The following is a 22,810-nucleotide window of genomic DNA, read 5'->3' on the forward strand; positions in this document are numbered from 1 at the left end:
AAACAGTTTTTATGTAAGATAACGGGGCTGCCCGGGAGGATCTAGGTCTTTCCGGGCATTTCCTGTAAAAGCAGGAGGAAAATATTATGAAACGTTCAGTGGCAATGATGGCATGCGTATTAAGCGGAGCACTTATGCTTGGAAGCTTTACGCCGGTTCTGGCAGAAACAGAAGTCAAGTCAGTTTCTACAGCAACAGCAGATGCCAAGAAGGATGATGCCAAGGCTGATACAACCGATAAGAAGGACGATGCAAAGGATGCAGTTCTGGAAGATGGCACCTACAGTGCTGAGTTTGACACAGACAGCGGAATGTTCCATGTAAACGAAGCAAACGATGGCAAGGGAGTCCTGACAGTCAAAGACGGTAAGATGACACTTCATGTAAGTCTGGCTTCCAAAAATATCGTAAATCTGTTTGTGGGAACAGCAGAGGATGCACAGAAAGATGGTGCAGAACTTCTCCAGCCGACAACAGATACTGTTACATACAGCGATGGAATGTCAGAAGAAGTTTATGGTTTTGATATTCCGGTTGAAGCTATTGACGAAGAATTTGACCTTGCCCTGATCGGAAAGAAAAACAAATGGTACGACCATAAGGTAAAAGTCACCAATCCTCAGAAAGAATCTGATGAGACAGCAGCAACAGAAGAGACGAAGGACACTTCAACAGACGATACAAAAGAAGCGTCAGAGAAATAAAATTGTCTTTGGACAAAACGATAACCAAATATGCAGTACAATAAAAATATCCTGTACGGATCCAGTGTCATAACTGAACCCGCCAGGATATTTTTTTATGTAGTAATATCGATCAGTGAAACTGAGGGATATTATTTGATGCGGATCTTGAATGTTGCTTTCTTTCCAGATCCGTCTGTTGCTTTGGCAGTGATGGTAACTGTACCTTTTTTGCCTTTGATGGTTTTGACTTTACCGTATTTGTCAACGATAGCAAGTTTTGTATTGCTGGAAGACCATGCAAGTGATCTGTTTGCGCTTCCGCCCTGAGAAGTAACGGCTGCGGTTACTTTTGTGGACTGACCGTTGGTAACGGTAGTTTTTCCGGAAAGCCTGATGCTCTTTACAGAACCTTTCATGCAGGCAAGGGTGATTCTTGCATATTTCTTGCTGCCATCTTTTGCAGTAGCTGTGATGGTGACTTTTTTGCCGCCTGCATTTTTGTTGAAGGTTACAATACCGGTAGAGCTGACAGTTGCGATTCTGGTATTGCTGGATTTCCAGGTTACTGCTTTGTTTGTTGCATTGGAAGGAGTGATTGTAGCTCTGAGCTGTACTCTTTTGCCTGCTGTGATGTAGCGGGAAGGAGCAGCTGCAAGTTTGATGCTGGTTACTTTGTAAACTGGGTTGGCAACAGTAACTTTGCATGTTGCTTTTACTTTTCCTGCCGTAGCGGTGATCACAGCAGTACCTGCTTTCACTGCTTTTACAGTACCGTTAGCGGATACAGTTGCAACTTTGGTATTGCTGGATTTCCATACAACTTTGTCTGTTGTATTGGAAGGTGCAACAGTGGCCTTTAATGTAAAGGACTTACCGGTAGTGATTTTTTTGCTTGTAGCATTCAGCGTAACTTTGGCAGCGGCTACAGGTTTCTTAACCAGTGCTTTTACAGCTGCTGTAATATCAGAAGCCATCTTGTCAACATCGGCCTGCTGGTATACGGTACAGTTTTTGTTAACTGCGTCTACAGCAGCTCTTACAGCAGCAACCGTTTCGTCAGTGTAGATGGAGAGATCCTTTGGAACAGCAGCCAGAGCCGCATCTACAGCGGTGTAATCAGCAGCAGCAACCGGTGTAATGGTAAGTGTGCCATTTGTCTTGCTTACATTGAAGACACGCTCATACCAGGTACCATTTTTTACAGAATGGAAAGAGAAGATTACTTCTTTGTCAAGATAATCTGTAGTAGCTGCTCCACCCATAGCGTTTGCCTTCATATCGAAAGAAACTTTGCGGTCTGTGATGTCAGCCGTTGTTTCAGCTTTTGCTGCATCTTTGGCAAAACCGATAAATACTTTGTCAAAGCTGTCGCTGCCCATGGTCAGGTGAAGGATTTCCTTATAATTGTTAGAATTTGGTCCGCCGATGGTTTCAAGAGAAGCAGCGGCAACGTTGAACATCTTAACGCTGTTGTCAACGGTCAGATCTTTTGTATGATCGTAATCACCGGTAACTAAAGTAGCAGCGTCTTGATCGATCACAGCCTGGCGAGGATAGAAAGCTCTTTCCAGAGAGTTCTTGCCTTCTTCATATTTGGTAAGGTAGCTGTTGGAGATAGCTACGATCGGAAGGTATGTCTCGCCTTCTGCTACAGGGACAGTAAATTGCCATTTACCGTTAACTTCTTCACCGGCGATCCAGTTGTCTCTGTTATCACCATTTGCAACAGCTTCTTCATAAGTACCTTTGTACAGATAATGATAACCTGTTCCGTGAAGGGTAAGGATGAGATTGCCGTCTCTGAGAATAGCTTTTTCAACGTTAAACATTAATGTTTCGTTTGTAACAGTGAGAAGTCCTCTTTCAACCAGAGCGTTGACCGCATCGGTGATAGCGGTGGCCAGTTTGTCAACGTCATCCTGTGTTGCAGCTTTGTATGTACCGCTAAGTGCTTTCACGGCAGAAGTAACAGCATTGGCTGTTTCGTCTGTATAGATGGAGAGGTCTTCAGGAACAGTTGCCAGAGCAGCATCTACAGAAGAATAATCCAGGGCAGCCTGTTTGTTCATGCCGGAAGCATCAACATCGTTCTTGTCAGTATCTGCCATGGAGGTGGTGTCAAAAGTGATGGTCTGGACATTGCTCCATTTTGAGCCTTTGTTGACGTTTGTGGTCTTACTGAAGCTTGCATAAACAGTATCACTGAGGCTTGCAACAGGAATGGTATAATAGTAGGAAGAATCCGCAACATACCAGTCAATCTTGTGCTGAGTAGCAGCAGCTATGTCGTCTGCCGTTGTACCATTTACGAGAGCCATGTAGTTTCTGTTCTCGCTTGCCTGATGCATTTTTACGAGATAAGTGCCGTCGTCCTGCTTGGTAACGATAGCATCATCCATGGCATACATGCCGGAAGCAACACCTTCACTGTTGGTAACAGAAACTTTGATGGAATGAGTCTTGGCTTCTTCTACAGCTTTTTTGACCAGAGCATTGACCGCATCGGTGATGGCCTGTGCCATCTTGTCAACATCAGCCTGCTGTGCCATAGTATAATCTCTTTTAACTGCTGCAACGGCAGCTCTTACAGCATCAGCTGTTTCATCAGTGTAGATGGAGAGGTCTTCCGGAACAGTGGCCAGAGCTGCATCTACAGATGTGTAATCAGCAGGACCGTTTGTAGCCGGAAGTTTGTTGATATCGGATGCAACTGCATCTCTTTCTTCGGTTTCTGCCATGGAACTGACATCAAAGGTGATTGTCTGAACATTTCCCCAGGCTTTGCCTGCATTTACATTTTTGGTATAGCTGAAACTTGCATAGAGGGGATCTGTCAGACTGGCAACAGGAATGGTATACCAGTAGCCGTCGTCTCCACCAGCAACATACCAGTCAACCTCATGATTGGTTGCTTTGTTTTTATCATCTGTGAGAGCCATGTAGTTTCTGTTTACGCTTGTCTGGTGCATTCTTACCAGATAAGTGCCATCGTCCTGTCTGGTGACAACAGCACTGTCCATAGCGTACATGCCGGAAGCAACCCCTGAACTGTTGATAACAGAAACTTTGATAGAATGAGTTCTGGCTTCTGAGACATCCTGTTCAGATGTCTCACCAGATGTAAATACATCTGCTTCATCCGTACTGAAGGTAGATGTATCTGCTGTAAATTCATCAGTTGTCAGGTCAGAATCCTCTGTCGTAATGTCGGCCGCTAAAACAGAATCCTCTGTGGAAGTGGAAACTTCTTCTGAATCAGAAATTTCTTCTTCGGGTACTACGTCAATTTCTTCGACTGCTGCAAAATCCAGATCCTCCGCAAGAACTGAGACTGAAGCTGCCGGAGTAACTGCCAGTGATGCACTGAGAAACAATGCTGTCAGAATTTTACTTCTTTGTTTCATTTTCATAATCTCCTTATTATTGAATAAAATTGAGGCATCATGAAGGATGCCCTGTGCAACTGGAATGTCCCGCGAATTACATTCTGTTATTAATCATATCACTTCTTGTTAAAAATAACAAATGCTAACAAGAAAAAAACACTGCTTTTTCTGTGCATATTGGCACATTTTTGGCAGTACAAATCAGGCTCAGACTATTGCACTAGGATGCATATATTGCTATAATAAAGCAGAATATAGGAACTCCAGTGCTGTCACTGACAGATAATAGGGAATCAGGTGCGAATCCTGAACGATCCGGTCACTGTAAGCGTAAGAGAGGATTGCAGAAGCCATTGCATGTGAAGTTGTGTGAGAAGGCGTGATCTTAGAATACTCTGCAAGTCAGGAAACCTGCTGGAGAATCAGTGAAAAGCTTCCGAAGAAAGCAGAATTTCACAGAAACGAAACATCCGGTTATGCAAAGAAGGATGTTTTATTTGTGCGACTGAAGTCTACTCATCTGGATCGGAGAGTAGGCTTTATATTTTTGCAGTGTAAGAGGAAAAATCCTATATGAGATACTTACAGAAATGCGTTTTATAAGAGGAGAGAGGCATATGCATTCGAAAAAATTTCTCGCTGCATTCCTTGCATTGAGTATAACAGCTGCACCACAGGCATCGGTCATGGCATCAGCAGAAAATGCATCGGCGCAGGAAAGCAGTGAAGACTCATCAGGAGAATCTGATGAAAATACAGCTCAGGAAACAGAAGAAACTGATGCGGGCGAAACAGAGCAGAACACAGACGATGTATCATCAGGAGAAGAATTCCTTCAGATAACAGACAAAAAAGCGTATGCAGAGGATGATTCCATTCTGATCGAGATTGTCTCTGCCAATACAACTTATAACAGAGTATATATCGGAAACAGAACAGACGAAGACCGCACACCGGTAATTGAGGGCTCTCTGGATGAAGCGGGCAGATATCATTATCTGTTTTATATCGACCCGAAGTACCTTGGTGAAAAAGCGGCTTATGTCCCGGGAAATACAGAGGATGACAGCTGGTATACAGAGGAAGAACTGTATTTTATGCTTCCGTCTGAAGTATCAGAAACACCTGTACAGGAAACAACGGATACAGCAGAACCTTCTGAAACAGTACCGACAGCAGAAGAAAATACTTCTGCAGATAATTCCGGCGAAGGAATGATTTCAAAGAGCTCAGACAGTTCAGACAGCGATTCTGATTCTCTCTGGCAGATCGGAGCACTGGAAGAGACTGGTGCAGAGCAGACTACAGCAGCCGAGGACTATCGTATTGAAAGTCTGGAAAAAGACAATACGACAGAAGACAGTATTGCTGAGACAGAAGCAGATGCCGTTTCCATGGCAGATGGTACGTATAAAGCAGATGATTTCTCATTCAGCGGCGGTACAGGAAAAACAAAGATCACCTGTGAAGGGATTACTGTAAAAGACGGTCAGACCTATGCAACGATCAAATTCAGCAGCAGCAGTTTTACGAAACTGGTTGTGGACGGCAAAGAATATCAGCCTGCAAGTAACGAAGGCGGTTCTTACTTTGAGATTCCGGTGACTTTAAATACAGATATGACGATCACCGGAACGACGATCGCCATGACAGAGCCGCATGATATTGAATACGTTATCCATATCACAAAGAGCGGTGCAGCCACACCGGATGCCACTCCGACAGTCACACCACAGCCGACAGCCACACCGAAGCCGACTTCTGCACCATCCAGTGATATTCCGAAGGATGGAACCTATACAGGCACGGTGACACATGTATCTGGTACGGCTACGATGTTCAAGATCAATGCATGTGAGATTACGGTCAAGAATGGTAAGGTTACTGCAAAAATCACATTGAGTGGAACAGGATACGACAGGCTGTTTCTTGGAACCAAAGAAGAGGCTTTGAAGGCGGCAGACAGCAAGCTGATTTCCTACAAAGTTGATGCAGAGGGTAAATATACCTATGAATTTGCATTGGAAGGTCTGAACAAAGATACGAAACTGGCTGCGCGCTCTCATCGTTACTATGAGGCTGGTGATAAGGATAAAATGTGGTATGACCATACGCTGAAATTCAACGTAGATACCAGCAATTCCGGAACTGGCGGAGATGGTTCCAAAGATGATAATTCGAACGGAAATAATTCAGGGAATAACTCTAATGGAAATAACAGTTCCAATGGAAGTAACTCCAATGGAAGCAGTTCCAGCGGCAGCAACAGTTCCAATGGAGGCAGCACCGGTGGAAGTGGTTCTAATGGAAGCAGTTCTGGCGGCGGTTCAACTGGTTCCGGCGGAAGCAGTGGATCCGGTGGAAGCAGCTCGAGTACAAATAACTACAAATCAAATACAGATGGCAAGACAAGCCAGGTAGATTCTTCTGCCGGTGGCTTAAAGGATGGGGAATATGGCTCTGATCAGTTCTCTTTCTCCTGGTCAGGTGGAACAGGTACGCATGGCCTTAATATTACCTGCGACAAGATCAGCGTCGAAGATGGACAGGCATGGGCGTATGTGACATTCAACAGTGGCAAATGGATCTATGTGAAAGCAAGTGGAAACCAGTATGATCCGGTAGATCAAGGGGACAAATACAGTACCTTCAAGATCCCGATCCAGCTGAATGCCAACAATAAAGTCGTAGGCTGTACAACAGCGATGTCCAAGCCGTACGAGATTGAATATACTCTGTATTTCGGCATGGATATCCCGGACAGCAGTTCCGGCAGTAAGAGTTCCGGTGGCAGCAGTGTGACTGCAAAGGCAGCAGGAAATTCCACAAAGCTTGCAGACGGTCAGGAAGCCGAGACAGATGCTGGCACCGTATACAAGGATGATGCGGCGCCAAAGATCACAGGTCTGGAATATATGAGCTCCCTGAAACTGGAACATTCCAAAATGTTCAAGATCCATTATTACAACAACGATATGACCGTGCTTGAGATCACTCTGAATGATGAGTTTGGCAAGGACAGTGTGGATCTTACACAGAATAACGCGGCACAGACTTCCACAGACGGCACGAATGAAGAAAGTACAGCAAAGACTTCCAGTGCGGATGGAGAGGAGAACGCAGCGACAGAACAGGATTACGCAAAACTTTATAAGCAGGAAGTCATCCGCTACCTTCTTGTTCCTGAGGACAAAGCCGATCAGATTCCGGCAGGAATCGACAAATCCATTATTGTGATCCAGCTTCCGATGGACAAGACATATGTTGCTTCTGACGTGGCACTGGAAATGATCGATAAGATCGGTGCAGACAAAAATGTATCTGCGGTTTCTGCGACAGCAGACGACTGCAAGATCGCTGCAATCAAAGAATCCATTGGAAAAGGCGATATCATTTCAGCAGGCACTTATGATAAAGCAGACCTGAAAGAACTTGTAAAAAATAAATGCAAACTGGCGATCGTACCGTCCGATATCCTGACAGCGAAAGCAGAGGATACAGGGGACGACAGTACGGAAGATACTGCTGATGCAGAACAGACGGATGATGCACAGAGCGATGAAAACCAGATCGCAGCGAAATATCCGGAAATGACTGCTTTTGCAGAAAAACTTGCAATCCTCAAGATCCCGATGATCCTGGATCGTTCCAAAGATGAGAAGGATGTCCTTGCAAAATATGAGTGGAGCAAAGTATATGGGGCTCTGTTCGGATGTGAGAAGGAAGCGTCCAAACTTTATGAAGCTGCTGTAAGCGGACATAGCGGAGATAACTCAGAAAGCTCAGACACATCGGAAAGTACAGATACAACAGAAAATACAGATACAGAACAGTAACACAGTAATCATGGGAGCGGGCGGTCTTCGGATCGCCCGTATATAAAAATCGGAGGATAAAATAAGAATATGAAAGAAAGAAGTACAGGAAAACTGTGGCTGCCGCTTATGGCAGCATGCCTTCTCATGATGGGGATTTTCAGCCTGTCCGTGAGCACAAAAGCAGCAGATAACGATTCCTCTGCACCGGAGATCCCCGGCCTGACTTTTCAGTCAGAAATGCAGAATGAGTTTGCAGAATGCTTCCATATATACTATTACAACGATGACTATACTCTGATCGATGTGCCGGACAGCGGCCAGTTCCTTCTGGTACCGGAAGGAAAGAGTGCCCCTGACGGACTGGATGAGGATATCGTGGTGCTTCAGAAGCCGCTGGATAATATTTACCTGGCAGCGACATCTGCAATGTCTCTTTTTTCTTCCCTGGACGCACTGGATGACATCAAGTTTTCTTCCCTCCAGGCATCTGGATGGTATGTTGATGCGGCAAAACAGGCAATGGAAAACGGCGACATCGTTTTTGCCGGCAAATACAGTGAGCCGGATTATGAACTTCTCGTAAATTCCGGATGTAATCTGGCAATTGAATCAACGATGATCCTTCACACCCCGAAGGTACAGGAGATGATCGAGCAGATGGGAATCCCTGTATTCACAGACCGTTCCAGTTACGAAAACCATCCGCTTGGACGTACCGAATGGATCAAAGTTTATGCAGAAATGGTTGATAAGAGAGATGAGGCGAAAGAATTCTTTGACGAACAGGCAAAGATCATCTCTGATCTGAAAGATTTCAAAAATACAGAAAAAACAGTCGCTTTCTTCTATATTAATACAGATGGCTCCGTAGTCGTAAGAAAACCATCCGACTATGTGCCGAAGATGATCGAGATCGCAGGCGGTCGTTACGTTCCGACACAGGTGGACTCTGAGGAAGAAACAAAGCGTTCTTCCGTGCCGATGACGATGGAAGAATTTTATACACAGGCGATCGATGCGGATTATCTGGTATACAATGGAACGATTGATGATCCGATTAACAGCGTGGATGACCTTCTGCAGAAGAGCGAACTTTTTGCAGACTTCAAGGCTGTCAAAGAAGGCAATGTATGGTGTGCCGGCAAATATCTCTACCAGGCAACCGACATTGTAGGAAATATGATCACAGACATTCATCTGATGCTCACCGGCGGAGATGCGAGCCAGATGACCTTTATGACAAAAATTGATTAAATACAGGAGAAAACATGATGAAAGCACAGACAGGTGAGGGCACCGGAACCTTCCACATGGAAAACTTCCGGCGGCGTTCACGTTACGCAGCAGTATTTGCAGTACTTGCAGCGGCACTTTTTGCAATTCTGATATTAAACATCAATACCGGAACGACAAACATTCCGGTCTCACGTATCCTGAAGATCATTTTCCTGCGGGAAGGTGCACAGACAGAATACAATATTATCTGGAAGATCCGAATGCCGCGTCTTCTGATGGCGGCGATCCTGGGCGGTGCACTGTCCCTTTCCGGATTTCTGTTACAGACCTTTTTTGAAAACCCTATCGCCGGACCATACCTGTTGGGTATTTCTTCCGGAGCCAAAATGGTCGTAGCACTGGCAATGATCTATTTTCTGGAGAAATTCAACAAAGTTTCTTCCTATACATTAGTAATTGCCGCTTTTATCGGATCTCTGATAGCAACAGGATTTATCCTTCTGGTATCCAGACGCATCAAACATATGGCGACACTTCTGATCGCCGGAACTATGATCGGTTATATCTGCTCTGCGATCACGGATTTTATGGTTACGTTTGCAGAGGATTCCGATATCGTAAACCTTCATGGCTGGTCCCAGGGAAGTTTCTCCGGTATGAGCTGGAGTAATGTACATATTGCAGCAGTGATCGTAGCTGTTGCAGTCGCACTGACATTTATGCTCTCCAAACCGATCGGTGCCTATCAGCTGGGCGAAGCTTATGCACAGAGCATGGGCGTTGATATCAAGGTCTTTCGTGTGACACTGATCCTTCTGTCCAGTATCCTTTCGGCTACAGTAACTGCTTTTGCGGGTCCGATCTCTTTCGTGGGAATCGCAGTTCCACATCTGGTAAAACAGGCACTGAATACTTCCAGGCCACTGGTCGTCATTCCGGGAACCTTCCTGGGAGGAGCAGTCTTCTGTATGCTCAGTGACCTGATCGCAAGAACAGCATTTGCACCGCTGGAACTGAACATCAGTACCGTAACTTCAATCTTTGGCGCGCCGGTTGTCATCGCAATGATGCTGAAACGTCAGAAAGGAAAACAGTGATATGGCAGAGCAATATATAAATATGGATAATCTGGCAGTCGGCTATAACGGAAAAGCCCTGATCCATGACATCTGTATCGGAATCGAAAAAGGAGAGATCGTGACACTGATCGGACCGAATGGTGCCGGCAAATCCACGATCCTCAAAAGTATCACACGCCAGCTCAAGATCATTTCCGGAAATGTAAAGATCGCAGATGCAGATCTCTCTAAGCTGTCTTTCCGTGACCTGTCTACCAAGATGGCGGTAGTCCTGACGGACCGTATGAAACCGGAACTTATGACCTGCCATGATATTGTGGCTACCGGACGTTATCCATATACCGGCAAGCTTGGAATCCTGAGCAGGGAAGATGAGCAGAAGGTTGATGAAGCGATGGAAGCAGTCCATGCACAGGAACTTGGCGACCGTGATTTTAACGCGATCAGTGACGGACAGCGGCAGCGAGTTCTCCTGGCAAGGGCAATCTGTCAGGAACCGGAGATCATCGTTCTGGATGAACCTACTTCATTCCTGGATGTGCGTTACAAACTGGAACTGCTTTCAATCCTCAGAAATATGGCAAAGAAAAAAGGAATCACCGTGATCATGTCGCTCCATGAGATCGATCTGGCTGAAAAAGTGGCCGACAAGATCATCTGCGTAAAAGGCGACCGCATTGCACATTACGGAAAACCGGAAACGATCTTTAAGGAAGAAGCGATCCGTGATCTTTATGGAATTGACAATGGATATTTTGACCCGGTCTTCGGAAGCCTGGAACTTCCAAGACCAGAAGGAGAACCAAAGACCCTGGTCATCTCCAGCGGTGGAACCGGAATCCCAATTTACAGAGAACTGCAGAGAAAAAATATCCCATTTGCAGCCGGGATTCTCTATACCAATGACATCGACTATCAGCTGGCACGCCTTCTCGCTGTACGGACTGTGACAGAGAAGCCGTTTGAGGAGATCAGTGATGAGACATTTGCAGAAGCCATGAAATTGGTGGATTCCTGTGAAAAAGTCATTGATGCCGGAGTAACAGTGGGGAAAACGAACAGCAGAATCGCAGAGTTGATCGAAAAAGCAAAGAATGATAAAAAACTTGAAAAAAGATGACAGAATCACGGGGACGGAGTTATATGGCACTTCAGGGCTATTAACTCCGTCCCCGTGGTTCGTCATGGGTATAACTATCCAGTATCCCATCGATCGACCGATGCAGATACGGCCTATATTCACTGAGTGAAACCGGCTGCTGATAAAGAATACAGCTGTAACAGGTGGAGCTTGCCAGCTCGATCACCGAAAACAACATCATATCCGGATGTTCATACGTATGTTCATCCTTCTCAAGAAGTCCGAGATACGCATCATAAAATACAAGATCTTCGTCTGGAACTTTGTCATCCAGAGCTGCCTGAAAGACACCCCAGGAAAGATTGCGGGAAATAAACATCAGAAGAGGAGAGTCACTTTCCAGGGCATCCAGAATAAAATCGATCATAAAGTGAAGCTGATTCCTAAAGCCTGTGATCTCCTGGTCGATCACGGCACGGTAAGCCTGGTAAAAAAGCTCCGAGGTCTTGTGTGATACCAGTTTATTTCGAATATCATATTTGTCTTTAAAATAAAGATAAAAGGTCCCCTTGGCGACGCCTGCTTTGTTTACGATATCAGAGATGGTCGTCTGGTTGGTGCCTTTGGTGGTAAAAAGCTCGAATGCAGTATTGAACAGCGCATCTTTCTTTTTCTGCTTTTTTACTTCTACTTTTCCCATAAAATCCCTCCTTCTGACCATACCTTTTGTGCTTTATTATAATCAAAAATGACCAGAAGTCAATATTAATTACGGACCAATCAACACAATGAAAAAAATAAGTTGGTTTTTGGACACTTTCGCATAATCGTATATTGACTAACAGTCAGTTTTGGTATATAACTCTTAATGATGAAAAGAAAATGACTGATAGTCATAAATGAAAAAGATAGTCAACAAGGAGGACATGATGATTAAGGTCGGTAAATGGATAGCGAAGCATAAAGTGCTGATCGTACTGATCAGTATGATTCTGCTGATACCGTCAGTGATCGGTATGGCGGCAACAAGAGTCAATTATGATATCCTTAGTTATCTGCCGGATTCCCTGGAAACTGTAGAAGGCCAGGATATCATGGTAGATGAGTTCGGAATGGGTGCGTTTTCCATGGTCGTTGTGGAAGATATGGACCTCAAGGACGTAGCAGCATTAAAAGAAAAGTTTCAGGATGTAGAGCATGTAAAGGATGTTCTGTGGTATGACAGTGTGGCTGACTTAAGCATCCCGGTAAGCATGATCCCTGATAAATTCAAAGATGCATTTTTTAATGGCGATGCGACCATGATGATCGCACTGTTTGACAATACAACTTCCTCTGATGCTGCGATGGAAGCAGTTACAGACATGCGTAAGATCGCAAATGAACAGTGCTTTATCAGTGGTATGTCAGGTGTTGTAACAGATATCAAGAACATTGCCCTGGAGGAGATGCCGATCTATGTTGTGATCGCAGCAGGACTTTCCCTTCTGGTACTGCTTCTTGCAATGGATTCACTCGTGGTTCCAATTCTGTTCCTTTTGAGTGTAGGTCTGGCGGTCCTGTATAACCTTGGAAGTAATATTTTTCTCGGTCAGGTCTGCTACATTACCAAATCACTGACGGCGGTACTTCAGCTTGGTGTTACAATGGACTATTCCATTTTCCTGCTGAACTCGTTTGAAGCATATAAGAAGAAATATGATGAGAAAGAACGTGCGATGGCACATGCGATCGCAGATACCTTCAAATCCGTAGCGGGAAGTTCCGTTACTACGATCGCCGGTTTCCTTGCACTGTGTGTTATGACCTTTGCCCTGGGACGTGATATGGGTATCGTTATGGCGAAGGGTGTTGTGATCGGAGTTGTCTGCTGTGTAACTGTTCTTCCGGCAATGATCCTCGTATTCGACAAGGCAATCGAGAAGACAAAACACAAGGCTCTGCTTCCGAACATGGACAAAGCTTCCGGTTTTATCACCAAACATTACAAAGTATGGCTGATCGTATTCCTCGTACTTCTGTACCCGGCAATCTATGGAAACAACCATACACAGATCTACTACAATATTGATAAATCTCTTCCGGCAACCCTGGCAAGTAATGTTGCAAATGATAAACTGAAAGAGGATTTTGATATGAGCACGATGCATATGATCCTGCTCAGGAATGGTCTGGACAGCAAACAGAAAACACAGATGCTCGACAAGATCGATGAAATAGACGGAGTAAAATGGTCTCTGGGTATGAACTCCCTGATCGGACCAAGTTTCCCGGAATCCATGATCCCTTCCAATGTCAGGGAAATGCTGGAATCAGACAACTACGAAGTGCAGTTTGTCTGCTCTGAATATTCATCTGCAACAGATGAATGTAACGCACAGCTTGCTTCCATTCAGGAGATCGTTAAGGAATACAGTCCGGACTCCATGGTCATCGGTGAGGCACCTCTGATGAAGGACCTTCAGGATACGACAGATGTCGACCTTCAGCGAGTAAATATCCTTTCCATGGCAGCAATCTTCGTGATCATCTTGTTTGTATTCAAATCCATCTCCCTGCCGTTTGTACTTCTGGCGGTTATCGAGTTTGCGATTTATGTAAATATGGCAATCCCGTATTATCAGGGTGTAACCCTTCCGTTCGTTGCAAGTATCGTCATCGGTGCGATCCAGCTTGGAGCAACCGTAGACTATGCGATCCTGATGACAAGCAATTACCAGAAACAGCGTCATCTTGGCAAGACCAAGAAGGAATCTATTTCTATTGCACATAAATTCTCCATGAAGTCTATCATCGTAAGCGGATGCAGCTTCTTTGCAGCAACCTTCGGTGTAGCTCTTTACTCACAGGTAGATATGATCGGTTCGATCTGCACTCTGCTTGCGAGAGGTGCGGTGATCAGTACGGTCGTTGTACTGCTTGTACTTCCGGCGATGTTTATGGTATTTGACCCGATCATTGTTCGTACATCAAAAGGCTTTTTGCCGGACAAAAAATAAAATCAACACATAAATGAATGAAGCCCCCGGGCTGGAAAAGGAGTCAAGATATGAACAGAAACAGAAAGAAAGTAGTGGTAGCTTCTCTGGCAACAGGAATGGCAGTTGTTATGGGAACAGTGCCGGTACTGGCTGCGGACAGCAGTGTTTCAAAACAGGAAACTGTATATGTAAACGCTTCAGCAAGTGGTACTCCGCAGGAAATCACTGTATCTGAATGGCTGAAAAACTCAGCTTCCTCAGGAAATTTAAGCGATGTGTCCGATCTTAAAGATATCAAGAATGTCAAAGGTGATGAGACCTTTGACCAGGACGGCGATGACCTGACCTGGAATACAGAGGATAAGGATATTTATTATCAGGGAACTACTACCAAGGAACTTCCGGCATCTGTAGAACTTACCTATTACCTGGACGGTGTTCAGGTAAGTCCGGATGATCTGGCAGGCAAGAGCGGTCATCTCAAGGTCGAAGTAAAATACACAAACAATGCCAAGAACAAAGTAAAAGTCGGCAAGAAAAAGACAGACATGTATTCACCATTCGTCATGGTGACAGCAATGATCCTTCCGGTCGATAATTTCACAAATGTAACGATCGACAATGGTAAAGTCCTTTCTGACGGACAGAGAAACATTGCAGTCGGCGTAGGTCTCCCGGGACTGGCAGACAGCCTGGATCTCAAGAGCATCGATAAGGATATCGACATTGACATTCCGGAAGGCTTCACAATGGAAGCAGATGTGACAGATTTCAGCATGAGTTCTACCTTTACTTTCGGAATGACAGACCTTCTGGATTCCATTGATACAGATGATATTGACGGTCTGGATGATCTCAAGGATTCCATGAAAGAACTTACAGATTCTGCAACTAAGCTGGTGGATGGAGCCAAGGAACTTTCTGATGGTACTACCACATTGAATACGAAATACAAAGAACTGGATGACGGTATTGCTTCACTGAAAAGCGGCGTAAGTACATTAAACAGCGGTGCTGCAAGCCTGAAGAGTGGTGTTGCATCTTATACTTCCGGTGCAGATACCCTTGCGTCCGGTGTAAATCAGTATGCATCCGGTGTAAGTAAGCTGACCAGTTCCCTCACAGAATATAATCAGGGTGTAAATACTCTTGCAGCCGGTGCAAAAGCTTACGTCAGCGGAACAAACACTCTTGGAAGTGGTGTAAAGGCTTATGTACAGGGCGCTACACAGCTTGGAAACGGAATTACTACGTATGTTGATGGAATCGGAACACTGGTAGAGGGTGTTGGAAAGAGCGCAAAGGGTGTCAAGGAAGCGGCAGCAGGAATCAGTGCTTTTGCAGAAAAAGCAGGTTCAATGGTAGGAGAACTTTCCGATACAGTTACAAAGATCAACACATATGCAGACAGTGTAAGTGCTTATGCACAGGGAACAGCACAGTTTGCAGACAGCGTAAAAACATATGCGGCAGGCGTTGCACAGGCACAGCCGGTTGCTGAACAGCTTGCACAGCTTCTTGGAAGCATGACAGGAAGCAGCGAAAGTGAAGACTCCAAAACAGAGCAGATCACAAGCGGTCTTGCACAGGCAATGGAGGCAGCAGATTCCATTGAGGCATCTACAGATGATTCCGTAGCGGATCAGGTGAGTGAAGCAGCAGATGCAATCAGCGAAGCAGCGGGTGCAGGAGCAGCAATTCAGGGTGATGCAGGAACGATCGCCGGCGGTCTTGCAAGTGCAGAATCTGCAATTGATATTCTGAGCAGCATTGATACTTCTTCTATGGATGATGTAACAGCAGCGGCTGTAAACAGCGCAGTGGAAAGTGCGATCGGAGCAATTTCCAGTGGTGTGGATACCGCGCAGAGTGGAGTTGACAGTCTTCAGGAACATGCAGATCAGGTATCTGGTCTTTCTGAACAGGCTGGAGAAGTTCAGGCAGCAGCAGCTACGATCAGTGCACAGAGCAGCCAGAATGAGGCGGCAGCAGATGCAGTATCACAGCTTAAGGATGGTCTGGATCAGATTTCTGATGGTCTGGATGAGGATGACGATGCTGATTCCACAGGAGATGCAATTGACAGTGCAGCACAGCTTGCAGCAGGTCTGAATGCAGCCCTGACACAGCTTACCGGTAATAATGAAGCGTTAGAGACAGTAGCTGACAATCTGATCACGAACGGAACCGGAGAGGGAGAATCCCTGACAAATGCTTCCGCTCAGGTAAAAGAAGGAACAGCAGCACTTCAGACAGAAGTCGGAAGTATGCTGGATGGCGACCAGTTAACTAAACTTCAGAAAGGTGCAGAAGAACTCCAGACTGGTGCAGATCAGCTTCAGGAAGGTTATAATACAGCAAAGAAGTCAGCAACACAGCTGAAATCTGGTGCACTGAAACTGCAGTCTACCAATAAACAGCTTACAAATGGTGTAAGTCAGCTTCAGAAATCAGGAACAACGCTGACAAGTGGAGCAAACCAGCTTACAAGTGCAAGCAAGCAGGTTCAGAGCGGAGCAAGTCAGATTGACAGTGCAACAAGTACTCTGACAAGCGGAGCAAACCAGCTTTCTGCAAACAGTGGTACACTGAACAGCGGAGCAAGTCAGCTTGCAAGCGGAACACAGCAGCTTGCAAGTGGAACAGGCACACTTGTAAGTGGAAGTTCGCAGGTTAAGAGCGGAATCAATACGCTTGCCAAAGGAGCCAAGAAACTGGCTGACGGAACAAAGGAATTCAATGACAAGGGAATCAAGAAACTTGATGAAGCTGTAAATGATGATCTTCAGGATGTTCTGGATCGTCTGGATGCGCTTCGTTCTGATGATAATGCATACACAAGCTATGCAGGAAAGTCCGATAAGATGGATGGAAATGTGAAGTTTGTCATTGAAACAGAAGCAATTGACAACGACTGATAATGATGATAACTTTTTCAGGGGAACGGTTTCAGACCGTTCCCCTGTTTTGTCTTGCGATGGCGGAGGGAGTCTGCTATACTGTATAGCAGGACATAGAAATCACAGAGAAAGTATCAGGTGATAAAATGGAAAAAACGAAACAGCGGGGCAATGTACCGGTTTCGAAAAAGACCAAAAAGAAATCCAAAACCAAATCCAGATCCAGAAATAATATCGGAGTGAAGCTTATAGAGAAACCAGAGTATTATGATTACAATCTGGTAGCGGCGATTATCCTTCTGACCTGTTTCGGTCTGGTTATGCTGTACAGTACCAGCGCATACACATCAACGATCAAGTATGGTGATGATATGTATTTCTTTAAGAAACAGGCGGCGATCAGCTTTGTATGTATTGCCGGTGCTCTGTTTATATCCATGTTTGATTATCATATCCTGGCAAGGTTTACAGGGGTTCTGTATGGTGTTGCTGCCGGCTCTATGGTACTGGTAAGAACACCTCTGGGAACTGTTTCCAATGGTGCCAGGAGATGGCTCAGAATCGGACCGATTCAGTTTCAGCCGGCAGAGATTGCCAAGATCGCCGTGATCGTCTGTCTTTCCTACATGATCGTTCACATGGGCAAGAAGATGAATTCACTCAAGGCATGTATGACACTTGGGGCAATGGGAACATTTCTTGCATTGCTGGCATATGTCTGCACAGATAACCTCAGTACAGCCATTATTATTTTCTGTATTACAGTGGGAATGATTTTTGTGGCACATCCCAAGACCAGGATTTTTCTGATTCTTGTGGCGGTGGCAATTGCGTTTCTGGCGATTCTTGTATTTGTTATTGGTCAGAGTGTAAAGGAGACAGATGATTTCCGTCTGAATCGAATCATCGCGTGGCTTCATCCTGAGAATGCCACAGGAACTGCGGCATACCAGACCATACAGGCGCTTTATGCAATTGGTTCCGGAGGCTTTCTGGGACGTGGACTTGGTAACAGTATTCAGAAGCTTGGAAGCGTACCGGAAGCACAGAACGATATGATCTTTTCTATCATCTGTGAAGAACTTGGAATCGTAGGGGGCGTGATTCTTCTGCTTCTGTTTGGATATCTTCTTTACAGGCTGTGTTTTATCGCACAGAATGCACCGGATCTTTTTGGGTCGCTGATTGTCAGCGGTATCTTTATACATATTGCACTGCAGGTAATTCTGAACATTGCAGTCGTAGTAAATCTGATGCCAAATACCGGTGTCACGCTGCCGTTTATCAGCTATGGAGGTACCTCGATCATGTTCCTCATGGCCGAGATGGGACTGGCCTTAAGCGTGTCCAAGCAGATTAAACTCAAGACACCCGAAAGGGCAGCCTAAAATAACAGAAAATCTATTGACAAATAGTTTTCCAGAATATATACTTTGCACATCAAAGTAGTGAAAAAGCATACTTGATAAAGGAGAAAAGCAATGTTAGATGAAATGAAAAAAATGCTCGCAGAACAGTTAAACTGCGACGAAAACGAGATCACAGCAGATACTTCTTTTAAAGATGACCTTGGAGCAGATTCCCTTGACCTGTTCGAACTGGTTATGGCACTGGAAGATGAGTACAACATCGAGATACCTGCTGAGGAACTGACAGAACTGGAAACAGTGGGAGACGTGATCGAGTATCTTAAAGGCAGAGGAATTGAGGCATAATTGCAAAAACACTCCCTGAGGCATATAATTGTCTCAGGGGTTTTACATTTTTGAAAGGCAGGAAATAATAAAATGACAAAGATCAGAACCAGATTTGCACCGAGCCCGACAGGCAGGATGCATGTAGGAAATCTGCGTACCGCACTGTACGCATACCTGATTGCAAAACATGAAGATGGAGACTTTATCCTTAGAATCGAGGATACAGACCAGGAGCGTTATGTAGAAGGAGCTGTAGATATCATCTATCGTACCATGGCAGGTACAGGACTTCTTCACGATGAAGGTCCGGACAAGGACGGCGGCGTAGGTCCTTACGTACAGAGTGAGAGACAGGCATCCGGAATCTATCTCAAATATGCACAGCAGCTTATTGAACAGGGTGATGCTTACTACTGCTTCTGCGGTCCGGAGGAACTGGAATCCATGAAACGTGTCGTTGCAGGCAAGGAGATCTCCATCTATGACAAGAGATGTCTGCACCTTTCCAAAGAAGAAGTACAGAGACGTCTGGATGCAGGCGAACCGCATGTTATCCGTTTCAATATGCCGACAGAGGGAACCACTACTTTCCACGATGTAATTTACGGAGACATCACAGTAAACAACGAAGAAATGGAAGACCTGATTCTGATCAAGTCTGACGGATACCCGACCTACAACTTTGCAAACGTTGTAGATGACCATCTGATGGGAATCACTCACGTTGTCAGAGGAAATGAGTATCTTTCTTCTGCACCGAAATACAACCGTATCTACGAAGCATTCGGATGGGAGATCCCGGTCTATGTTCATTGCCCACTGATCACCAACGAGGAGCATCAGAAGCTTTCCAAGCGTTCCGGACATTCCTCTTATGAGGATCTTCTGGAGCAGGGATTTGTGACAGAAGCGATCGTAAACTTCGTAGCTCTGCTCGGATGGAGCCCGCAGGACAACCAGGAGATCTTCTCTCTTCCGGAACTTGTCAAGGCATTTGATTATCATCACATCAGCAAATCACCGGCAGTCTTTGATATCACCAAACTCCGCTGGATGAACGGCGAGTACATCAAAAAAATGGATCCGGAAGAATTCTACGAGAAAGCACTTCCATACATGAAGCAGGTCCTCAAACGAGACTACAACTTCCGCAAAATCGCAGGAATGGTTCAGACAAGAATCGAGACATTCCCGGATATCCCGGCACTGATCGACTTCTTCGAGGAAGTTCCGGAATACGACAGCGCAATGTACTGCCACAAGAAGATGAAGACCAACGAGGAGACATCTCTGGCAGTCCTCAAAGAAGTTCTTCCGGTTCTGGAAGCTCAGGAGGACTATACTAATGATCCGCTGTTCGCATCTTTAAGTGCGTTTGTTAAGGAGAAAGGATACAAGAACGGTTATGTTATGTGGCCGCTTCGTACCGCTGTATCCGGCAAGCAGATGACACCGGCAGGAGCAACTGAGATCATGGAGATCATCGGCAAAGAAGAAACACTGAAACGTGTCAAAGCAGCTATCGAAAAACTCAGCTGATCACAGATATATGAAACGTAATCCATCTCAACAACGGGCAATCGCCCACCTGTCAGGACCCATGATGGTTCTGGCAGGCCCTGGTTCGGGGAAAACTTCCGTAATTGTAGAAAGAACAGCATATATGACAACCGAGGGCGGGATTTCTCCTTCCAATATCCTTGTCGTGACTTTTTCAAGGGCAGCGGCGAAGGAAATGAAAGAACGATTTCTGAATTTTACCGGTCAGGAGTATACACCGATCACATTCGGGACTTTCCATGGCGTTTTTTATGGAATTCTGAAGCAGGCGTATGGATTTACTGCGGCGAATATTCTGTCAGAGGAGGAGAAGTCTGCAATTCTCCGGGAACTTGCACTGAACCATGGCGGGGAACTGGCAGAGGAAGGTGATTTTTCGGAAGAAGTTGCCAAGGAGATCAGTGTTGTCAAGGGAAACAGGATTTCGCTGGAATATTATTATTCTTCGTGCTGTCCGGATGAGGTTTTCCGTCAGATCTACCGGGAATATGTCAAAACCTGTCAGGCGAGACGGAAACTGGATTTTGATGACATGATCCTCTACTGTTATGACCTTTTTGATAAGCGGAAGGATATTCTGGCAGCGTGGCAGAATAAATTTCAGTATATCCTGGTCGATGAGTTTCAGGATATCAACCAGCTTCAGTATGACATCGTGAAGCTTCTTGCGAAGCCGCAGGATAATCTGTTTATCGTGGGGGATGATGATCAGTCCATCTATCATTTCCGTGGAGCAAGACCGGAGATCATGCTGAATTTCACAAAGGATTATCCAGAGGCAGAGACGGTGACACTGGATGTGAATTACCGATGTAGCAAGAGGATCCTTTCTTCTGCAATGCAGGTGATCGGAACGAACAAGAAAAGATTCCAGAAGCATCTGCAGACTCCCAATCCGGAAGGTGATCCGGTAAAGATCCGTGAATTTGAAAATCCGAGAGAAGAATATCTCGAAGTTGTATCAGAACTCCGGGCGCGTCTGGAACAGGGCGACAAGCTGGAAGACACAGCAATCCTTCTTCGCACGAACCAGGAGGCGGAAGGTCTGGTCGGTGCGCTGATGGAACGTCAGGTTCCATTTAACATGAAAGAAAAACTTCCGAACCTGTTCCACCACTGGATCTGCCGGAACATTCTGGCATATCTGAGATTTGCGGCGGGCGATGAGAGCCGGAAGAATTTTGTTGAATTTATGAACCGCCCGAACCGTTATATAGCCAGAGATGCGGTATCACTTTCCCCTGTGATCTCCTTCGACCAGCTCAAGGATTTTTACAAGGATAAGGACTGGATGTGTGACCGGCTGACAACACTTGAGACGCATCTGCGTATCCTTCGGGGTCTGACACCTTTTGCGGCGATAAATTTCATCCGAAAGGGCATGGGATACGAAGAATACTTGCGGGAATACGCGGAATATCGTAAAATAAAACCAGAAGAATTAAGTGAGATCCTGGATCGGCTGACCGACAGCACGAAGGGAATGGACAGCCTCGGAGACTGGGAAGCCTACATAGAAGATTACACCAGGAAACTGGAAGAACAGGCGAAGAAACAGGAGCAGGAAAGAGAGGGTGTACTGATCTCAACACTCCATGGAGTCAAAGGTCTGGAATATGACAAGGTATATATCCTGAATGTAAATGAAGGCAGCATGCCGTACAAGAAAGCAGTCCTGGAACCGGCGATCGAAGAAGAACGGAGGCTTTTTTATGTAGGGATGACCCGTGCCAGGAAGGAACTTGATCTGTGTTACGTGAGGCAGCAGCATGAGAAGAAACGGGAGCCTTCCCGCTTTCTGGAGGAGGTGCACATATGAAGGCAGTGATTTATTTTACAGAGGTCCCGGAGAAATATCTCCACAAGAATATGGAGCATATGATCGGAGAGAAACTACTTGCGACAGGACTTTACAAGGAATATGGACTGAAGCTTGCATTTGAGCCGCGGGCAGCAGGAGAGCACGGCAAACCATTCCTGACCCTGCAGCCAAAGATCCACTACAACATCAGCCATTCCGGCAAATATGTAATGTGCATCATCGCCGGAGAAGAAGTCGGCATCGATGTCCAGGAACACAAGAAAGTCAACTACGAACGAATGCTCACCAGAATGGTCCCGGCAGACATGGTACGCGAGATTCTTGAGAGCGAGCAGATGGAGAAAGCCTTTTTTACCCAGTGGGTGCTCAGAGAAGCCTACATCAAATGGACGGGAGAAGGTCTTTCCAAAGACCTCCGCAAGATCTCCCTGGACAAAGGCAGCTACCTGATGCTTGAAATGGAACCAGGCTACAGCGGAGCCGTCTGGTCCCGCGACCCGTTGGAACTGCGGTGGGTGCATGAGGAGATACAGCTGCCGTAATCGTGCGTAAAAATTAAAGTGA

The 22,810-nt window shown here is 45.6% G+C and carries 14 protein-coding genes and 1 riboswitch; of the genes, 12 read left to right on the top strand and 2 right to left on the bottom strand.

From position 1 onward, the window contains the following. Positions 1 to 86: 86 nt before the first annotated feature. The gene (locus tag QZL69_RS09240) at positions 87 to 704 is read left to right on the top strand and encodes a hypothetical protein (RefSeq protein ID WP_022214929.1); all 618 of its coding nucleotides are present in this window, start codon (positions 87 to 89) and stop codon (positions 702 to 704) included. A gap of 131 nt (positions 705 to 835) precedes the next feature. On the opposite strand, the gene QZL69_RS09245 is transcribed toward QZL69_RS09240, so the two are convergent. Next, positions 836 to 4,090 (bottom strand): Ig-like domain-containing protein, encoded by a 3,255-nt coding sequence (locus tag QZL69_RS09245; protein ID WP_022214930.1) that lies wholly within the window; start codon positions 4,088 to 4,090, stop codon positions 836 to 838. A gap of 229 nt (positions 4,091 to 4,319) precedes the next feature. Then, positions 4,320 to 4,505: riboswitch (cobalamin riboswitch) on the top strand. 184 nt (positions 4,506 to 4,689) lie between these two features. Between QZL69_RS09245 and QZL69_RS09250 the strand changes: the two genes are divergently transcribed. The 4 genes from QZL69_RS09250 (at position 4,690) to QZL69_RS09265 (ending at position 11,325) form a co-directional block, all read left to right on the top strand. Continuing rightward, a complete protein-coding gene (locus tag QZL69_RS09250) occupies positions 4,690 to 7,908 on the top strand; it encodes a hypothetical protein (protein WP_022214931.1) in 3,219 nt (1,072 codons plus the stop codon). 69 nt (positions 7,909 to 7,977) lie between these two features. Beyond that, complete coding sequence (locus QZL69_RS09255) at positions 7,978 to 9,144, top strand: ABC transporter substrate-binding protein (RefSeq protein ID WP_022214932.1); 1,167 nt, start codon at positions 7,978 to 7,980, stop codon at positions 9,142 to 9,144. Positions 9,145 to 9,158: 14 nt separating this feature from the next. After that, positions 9,159 to 10,223 carry a FecCD family ABC transporter permease gene (locus QZL69_RS09260; RefSeq protein ID WP_022214933.1) on the top strand — a complete coding sequence of 355 codons (1,065 nt, stop codon included), beginning with the start codon at positions 9,159 to 9,161 and terminating at the stop codon, positions 10,221 to 10,223. A 1-nt stretch (position 10,224) separates the two neighbouring features. Further along, positions 10,225 to 11,325, top strand: a complete 1,101-nt coding sequence (locus tag QZL69_RS09265) for an ABC transporter ATP-binding protein (RefSeq protein ID WP_022214934.1) — start codon at positions 10,225 to 10,227, stop codon at positions 11,323 to 11,325. A gap of 40 nt (positions 11,326 to 11,365) precedes the next feature. Here QZL69_RS09265 and QZL69_RS09270 read toward each other — a convergent pair whose 3' ends face one another. Beyond that, on the bottom strand, positions 11,366 to 11,986 hold the full coding sequence (locus QZL69_RS09270; protein WP_022214935.1) for a TetR/AcrR family transcriptional regulator: 621 nt from the start codon (positions 11,984 to 11,986) through the stop codon (positions 11,366 to 11,368). Between the two features lie 229 nt (positions 11,987 to 12,215). Here QZL69_RS09270 and QZL69_RS09275 point away from each other — a divergent pair, with 229 nt between their 5' ends. The 7 genes from QZL69_RS09275 to QZL69_RS09305 all read left to right on the top strand — a co-directional run bounded on the left by QZL69_RS09275 (position 12,216) and on the right by QZL69_RS09305 (position 22,788). Then, positions 12,216 to 14,285, top strand: a complete 2,070-nt coding sequence (locus QZL69_RS09275) for an efflux RND transporter permease subunit (protein ID WP_022214936.1) — start codon at positions 12,216 to 12,218, stop codon at positions 14,283 to 14,285. 50 nt (positions 14,286 to 14,335) lie between these two features. Beyond that, positions 14,336 to 17,185: a hypothetical protein gene (locus tag QZL69_RS09280; protein ID WP_022214937.1), complete on the top strand. Its 2,850-nt coding sequence runs from the start codon at positions 14,336 to 14,338 to the stop codon at positions 17,183 to 17,185. A gap of 128 nt (positions 17,186 to 17,313) precedes the next feature. Then, positions 17,314 to 18,555 carry an FtsW/RodA/SpoVE family cell cycle protein gene (locus QZL69_RS09285; RefSeq protein ID WP_022214938.1) on the top strand — a complete coding sequence of 414 codons (1,242 nt, stop codon included), beginning with the start codon at positions 17,314 to 17,316 and terminating at the stop codon, positions 18,553 to 18,555. A gap of 93 nt (positions 18,556 to 18,648) precedes the next feature. Then, positions 18,649 to 18,882 (top strand): acyl carrier protein, encoded by a 234-nt coding sequence (acpP, locus tag QZL69_RS09290; RefSeq protein ID WP_022214939.1) that lies wholly within the window; start codon positions 18,649 to 18,651, stop codon positions 18,880 to 18,882. A gap of 72 nt (positions 18,883 to 18,954) precedes the next feature. Further along, complete coding sequence (gene gltX / locus QZL69_RS09295) at positions 18,955 to 20,403, top strand: glutamate--tRNA ligase (RefSeq protein WP_022214940.1); 1,449 nt, start codon at positions 18,955 to 18,957, stop codon at positions 20,401 to 20,403. A gap of 10 nt (positions 20,404 to 20,413) precedes the next feature. Continuing rightward, entirely contained in the window at positions 20,414 to 22,243 is a 1,830-nt protein-coding gene (locus QZL69_RS09300) for an ATP-dependent helicase (RefSeq protein ID WP_118698978.1), read from the top strand. Continuing rightward, on the top strand, positions 22,240 to 22,788 hold the full coding sequence (locus tag QZL69_RS09305; protein WP_022214942.1) for a 4'-phosphopantetheinyl transferase family protein: 549 nt from the start codon (positions 22,240 to 22,242) through the stop codon (positions 22,786 to 22,788). The genes QZL69_RS09300 and QZL69_RS09305 overlap by 4 nt, the downstream gene beginning before the upstream one ends. Positions 22,789 to 22,810 lie beyond the last annotated feature (22 nt).

This window comes from Blautia sp. CAG:237, from assembly GCF_000436615.1.
Taxonomy (GTDB): Bacteria; Bacillota; Clostridia; order Lachnospirales; family Lachnospiraceae; genus Blautia_A; species Blautia_A intestinihominis.

What these genes read in the sequence shown, in the direction of transcription:
- QZL69_RS09240 (WP_022214929.1), top strand. Translation starts at nt 87, where the DNA reads ATGAAACGTTCAGTGGCAATGATGGCATGCGTATTAAGCGGAGCACTT.
- QZL69_RS09245 (WP_022214930.1), bottom strand. Translation starts at nt 4,090, where the DNA reads ATGAAACAAAGAAGTAAAATTCTGACAGCATTGTTTCTCAGTGCATCA.
- QZL69_RS09250 (WP_022214931.1), top strand. Translation starts at nt 4,690, where the DNA reads ATGCATTCGAAAAAATTTCTCGCTGCATTCCTTGCATTGAGTATAACA.
- QZL69_RS09255 (WP_022214932.1), top strand. Translation starts at nt 7,978, where the DNA reads ATGAAAGAAAGAAGTACAGGAAAACTGTGGCTGCCGCTTATGGCAGCA.
- QZL69_RS09260 (WP_022214933.1), top strand. Translation starts at nt 9,159, where the DNA reads ATGATGAAAGCACAGACAGGTGAGGGCACCGGAACCTTCCACATGGAA.
- QZL69_RS09265 (WP_022214934.1), top strand. Translation starts at nt 10,225, where the DNA reads ATGGCAGAGCAATATATAAATATGGATAATCTGGCAGTCGGCTATAAC.
- QZL69_RS09270 (WP_022214935.1), bottom strand. Translation starts at nt 11,986, where the DNA reads ATGGGAAAAGTAGAAGTAAAAAAGCAGAAAAAGAAAGATGCGCTGTTC.
- QZL69_RS09275 (WP_022214936.1), top strand. Translation starts at nt 12,216, where the DNA reads ATGATTAAGGTCGGTAAATGGATAGCGAAGCATAAAGTGCTGATCGTA.
- QZL69_RS09280 (WP_022214937.1), top strand. Translation starts at nt 14,336, where the DNA reads ATGAACAGAAACAGAAAGAAAGTAGTGGTAGCTTCTCTGGCAACAGGA.
- QZL69_RS09285 (WP_022214938.1), top strand. Translation starts at nt 17,314, where the DNA reads ATGGAAAAAACGAAACAGCGGGGCAATGTACCGGTTTCGAAAAAGACC.
- acpP (WP_022214939.1), top strand. Translation starts at nt 18,649, where the DNA reads ATGTTAGATGAAATGAAAAAAATGCTCGCAGAACAGTTAAACTGCGAC.
- gltX (WP_022214940.1), top strand. Translation starts at nt 18,955, where the DNA reads ATGACAAAGATCAGAACCAGATTTGCACCGAGCCCGACAGGCAGGATG.
- QZL69_RS09300 (WP_118698978.1), top strand. Translation starts at nt 20,414, where the DNA reads ATGAAACGTAATCCATCTCAACAACGGGCAATCGCCCACCTGTCAGGA.
- QZL69_RS09305 (WP_022214942.1), top strand. Translation starts at nt 22,240, where the DNA reads ATGAAGGCAGTGATTTATTTTACAGAGGTCCCGGAGAAATATCTCCAC.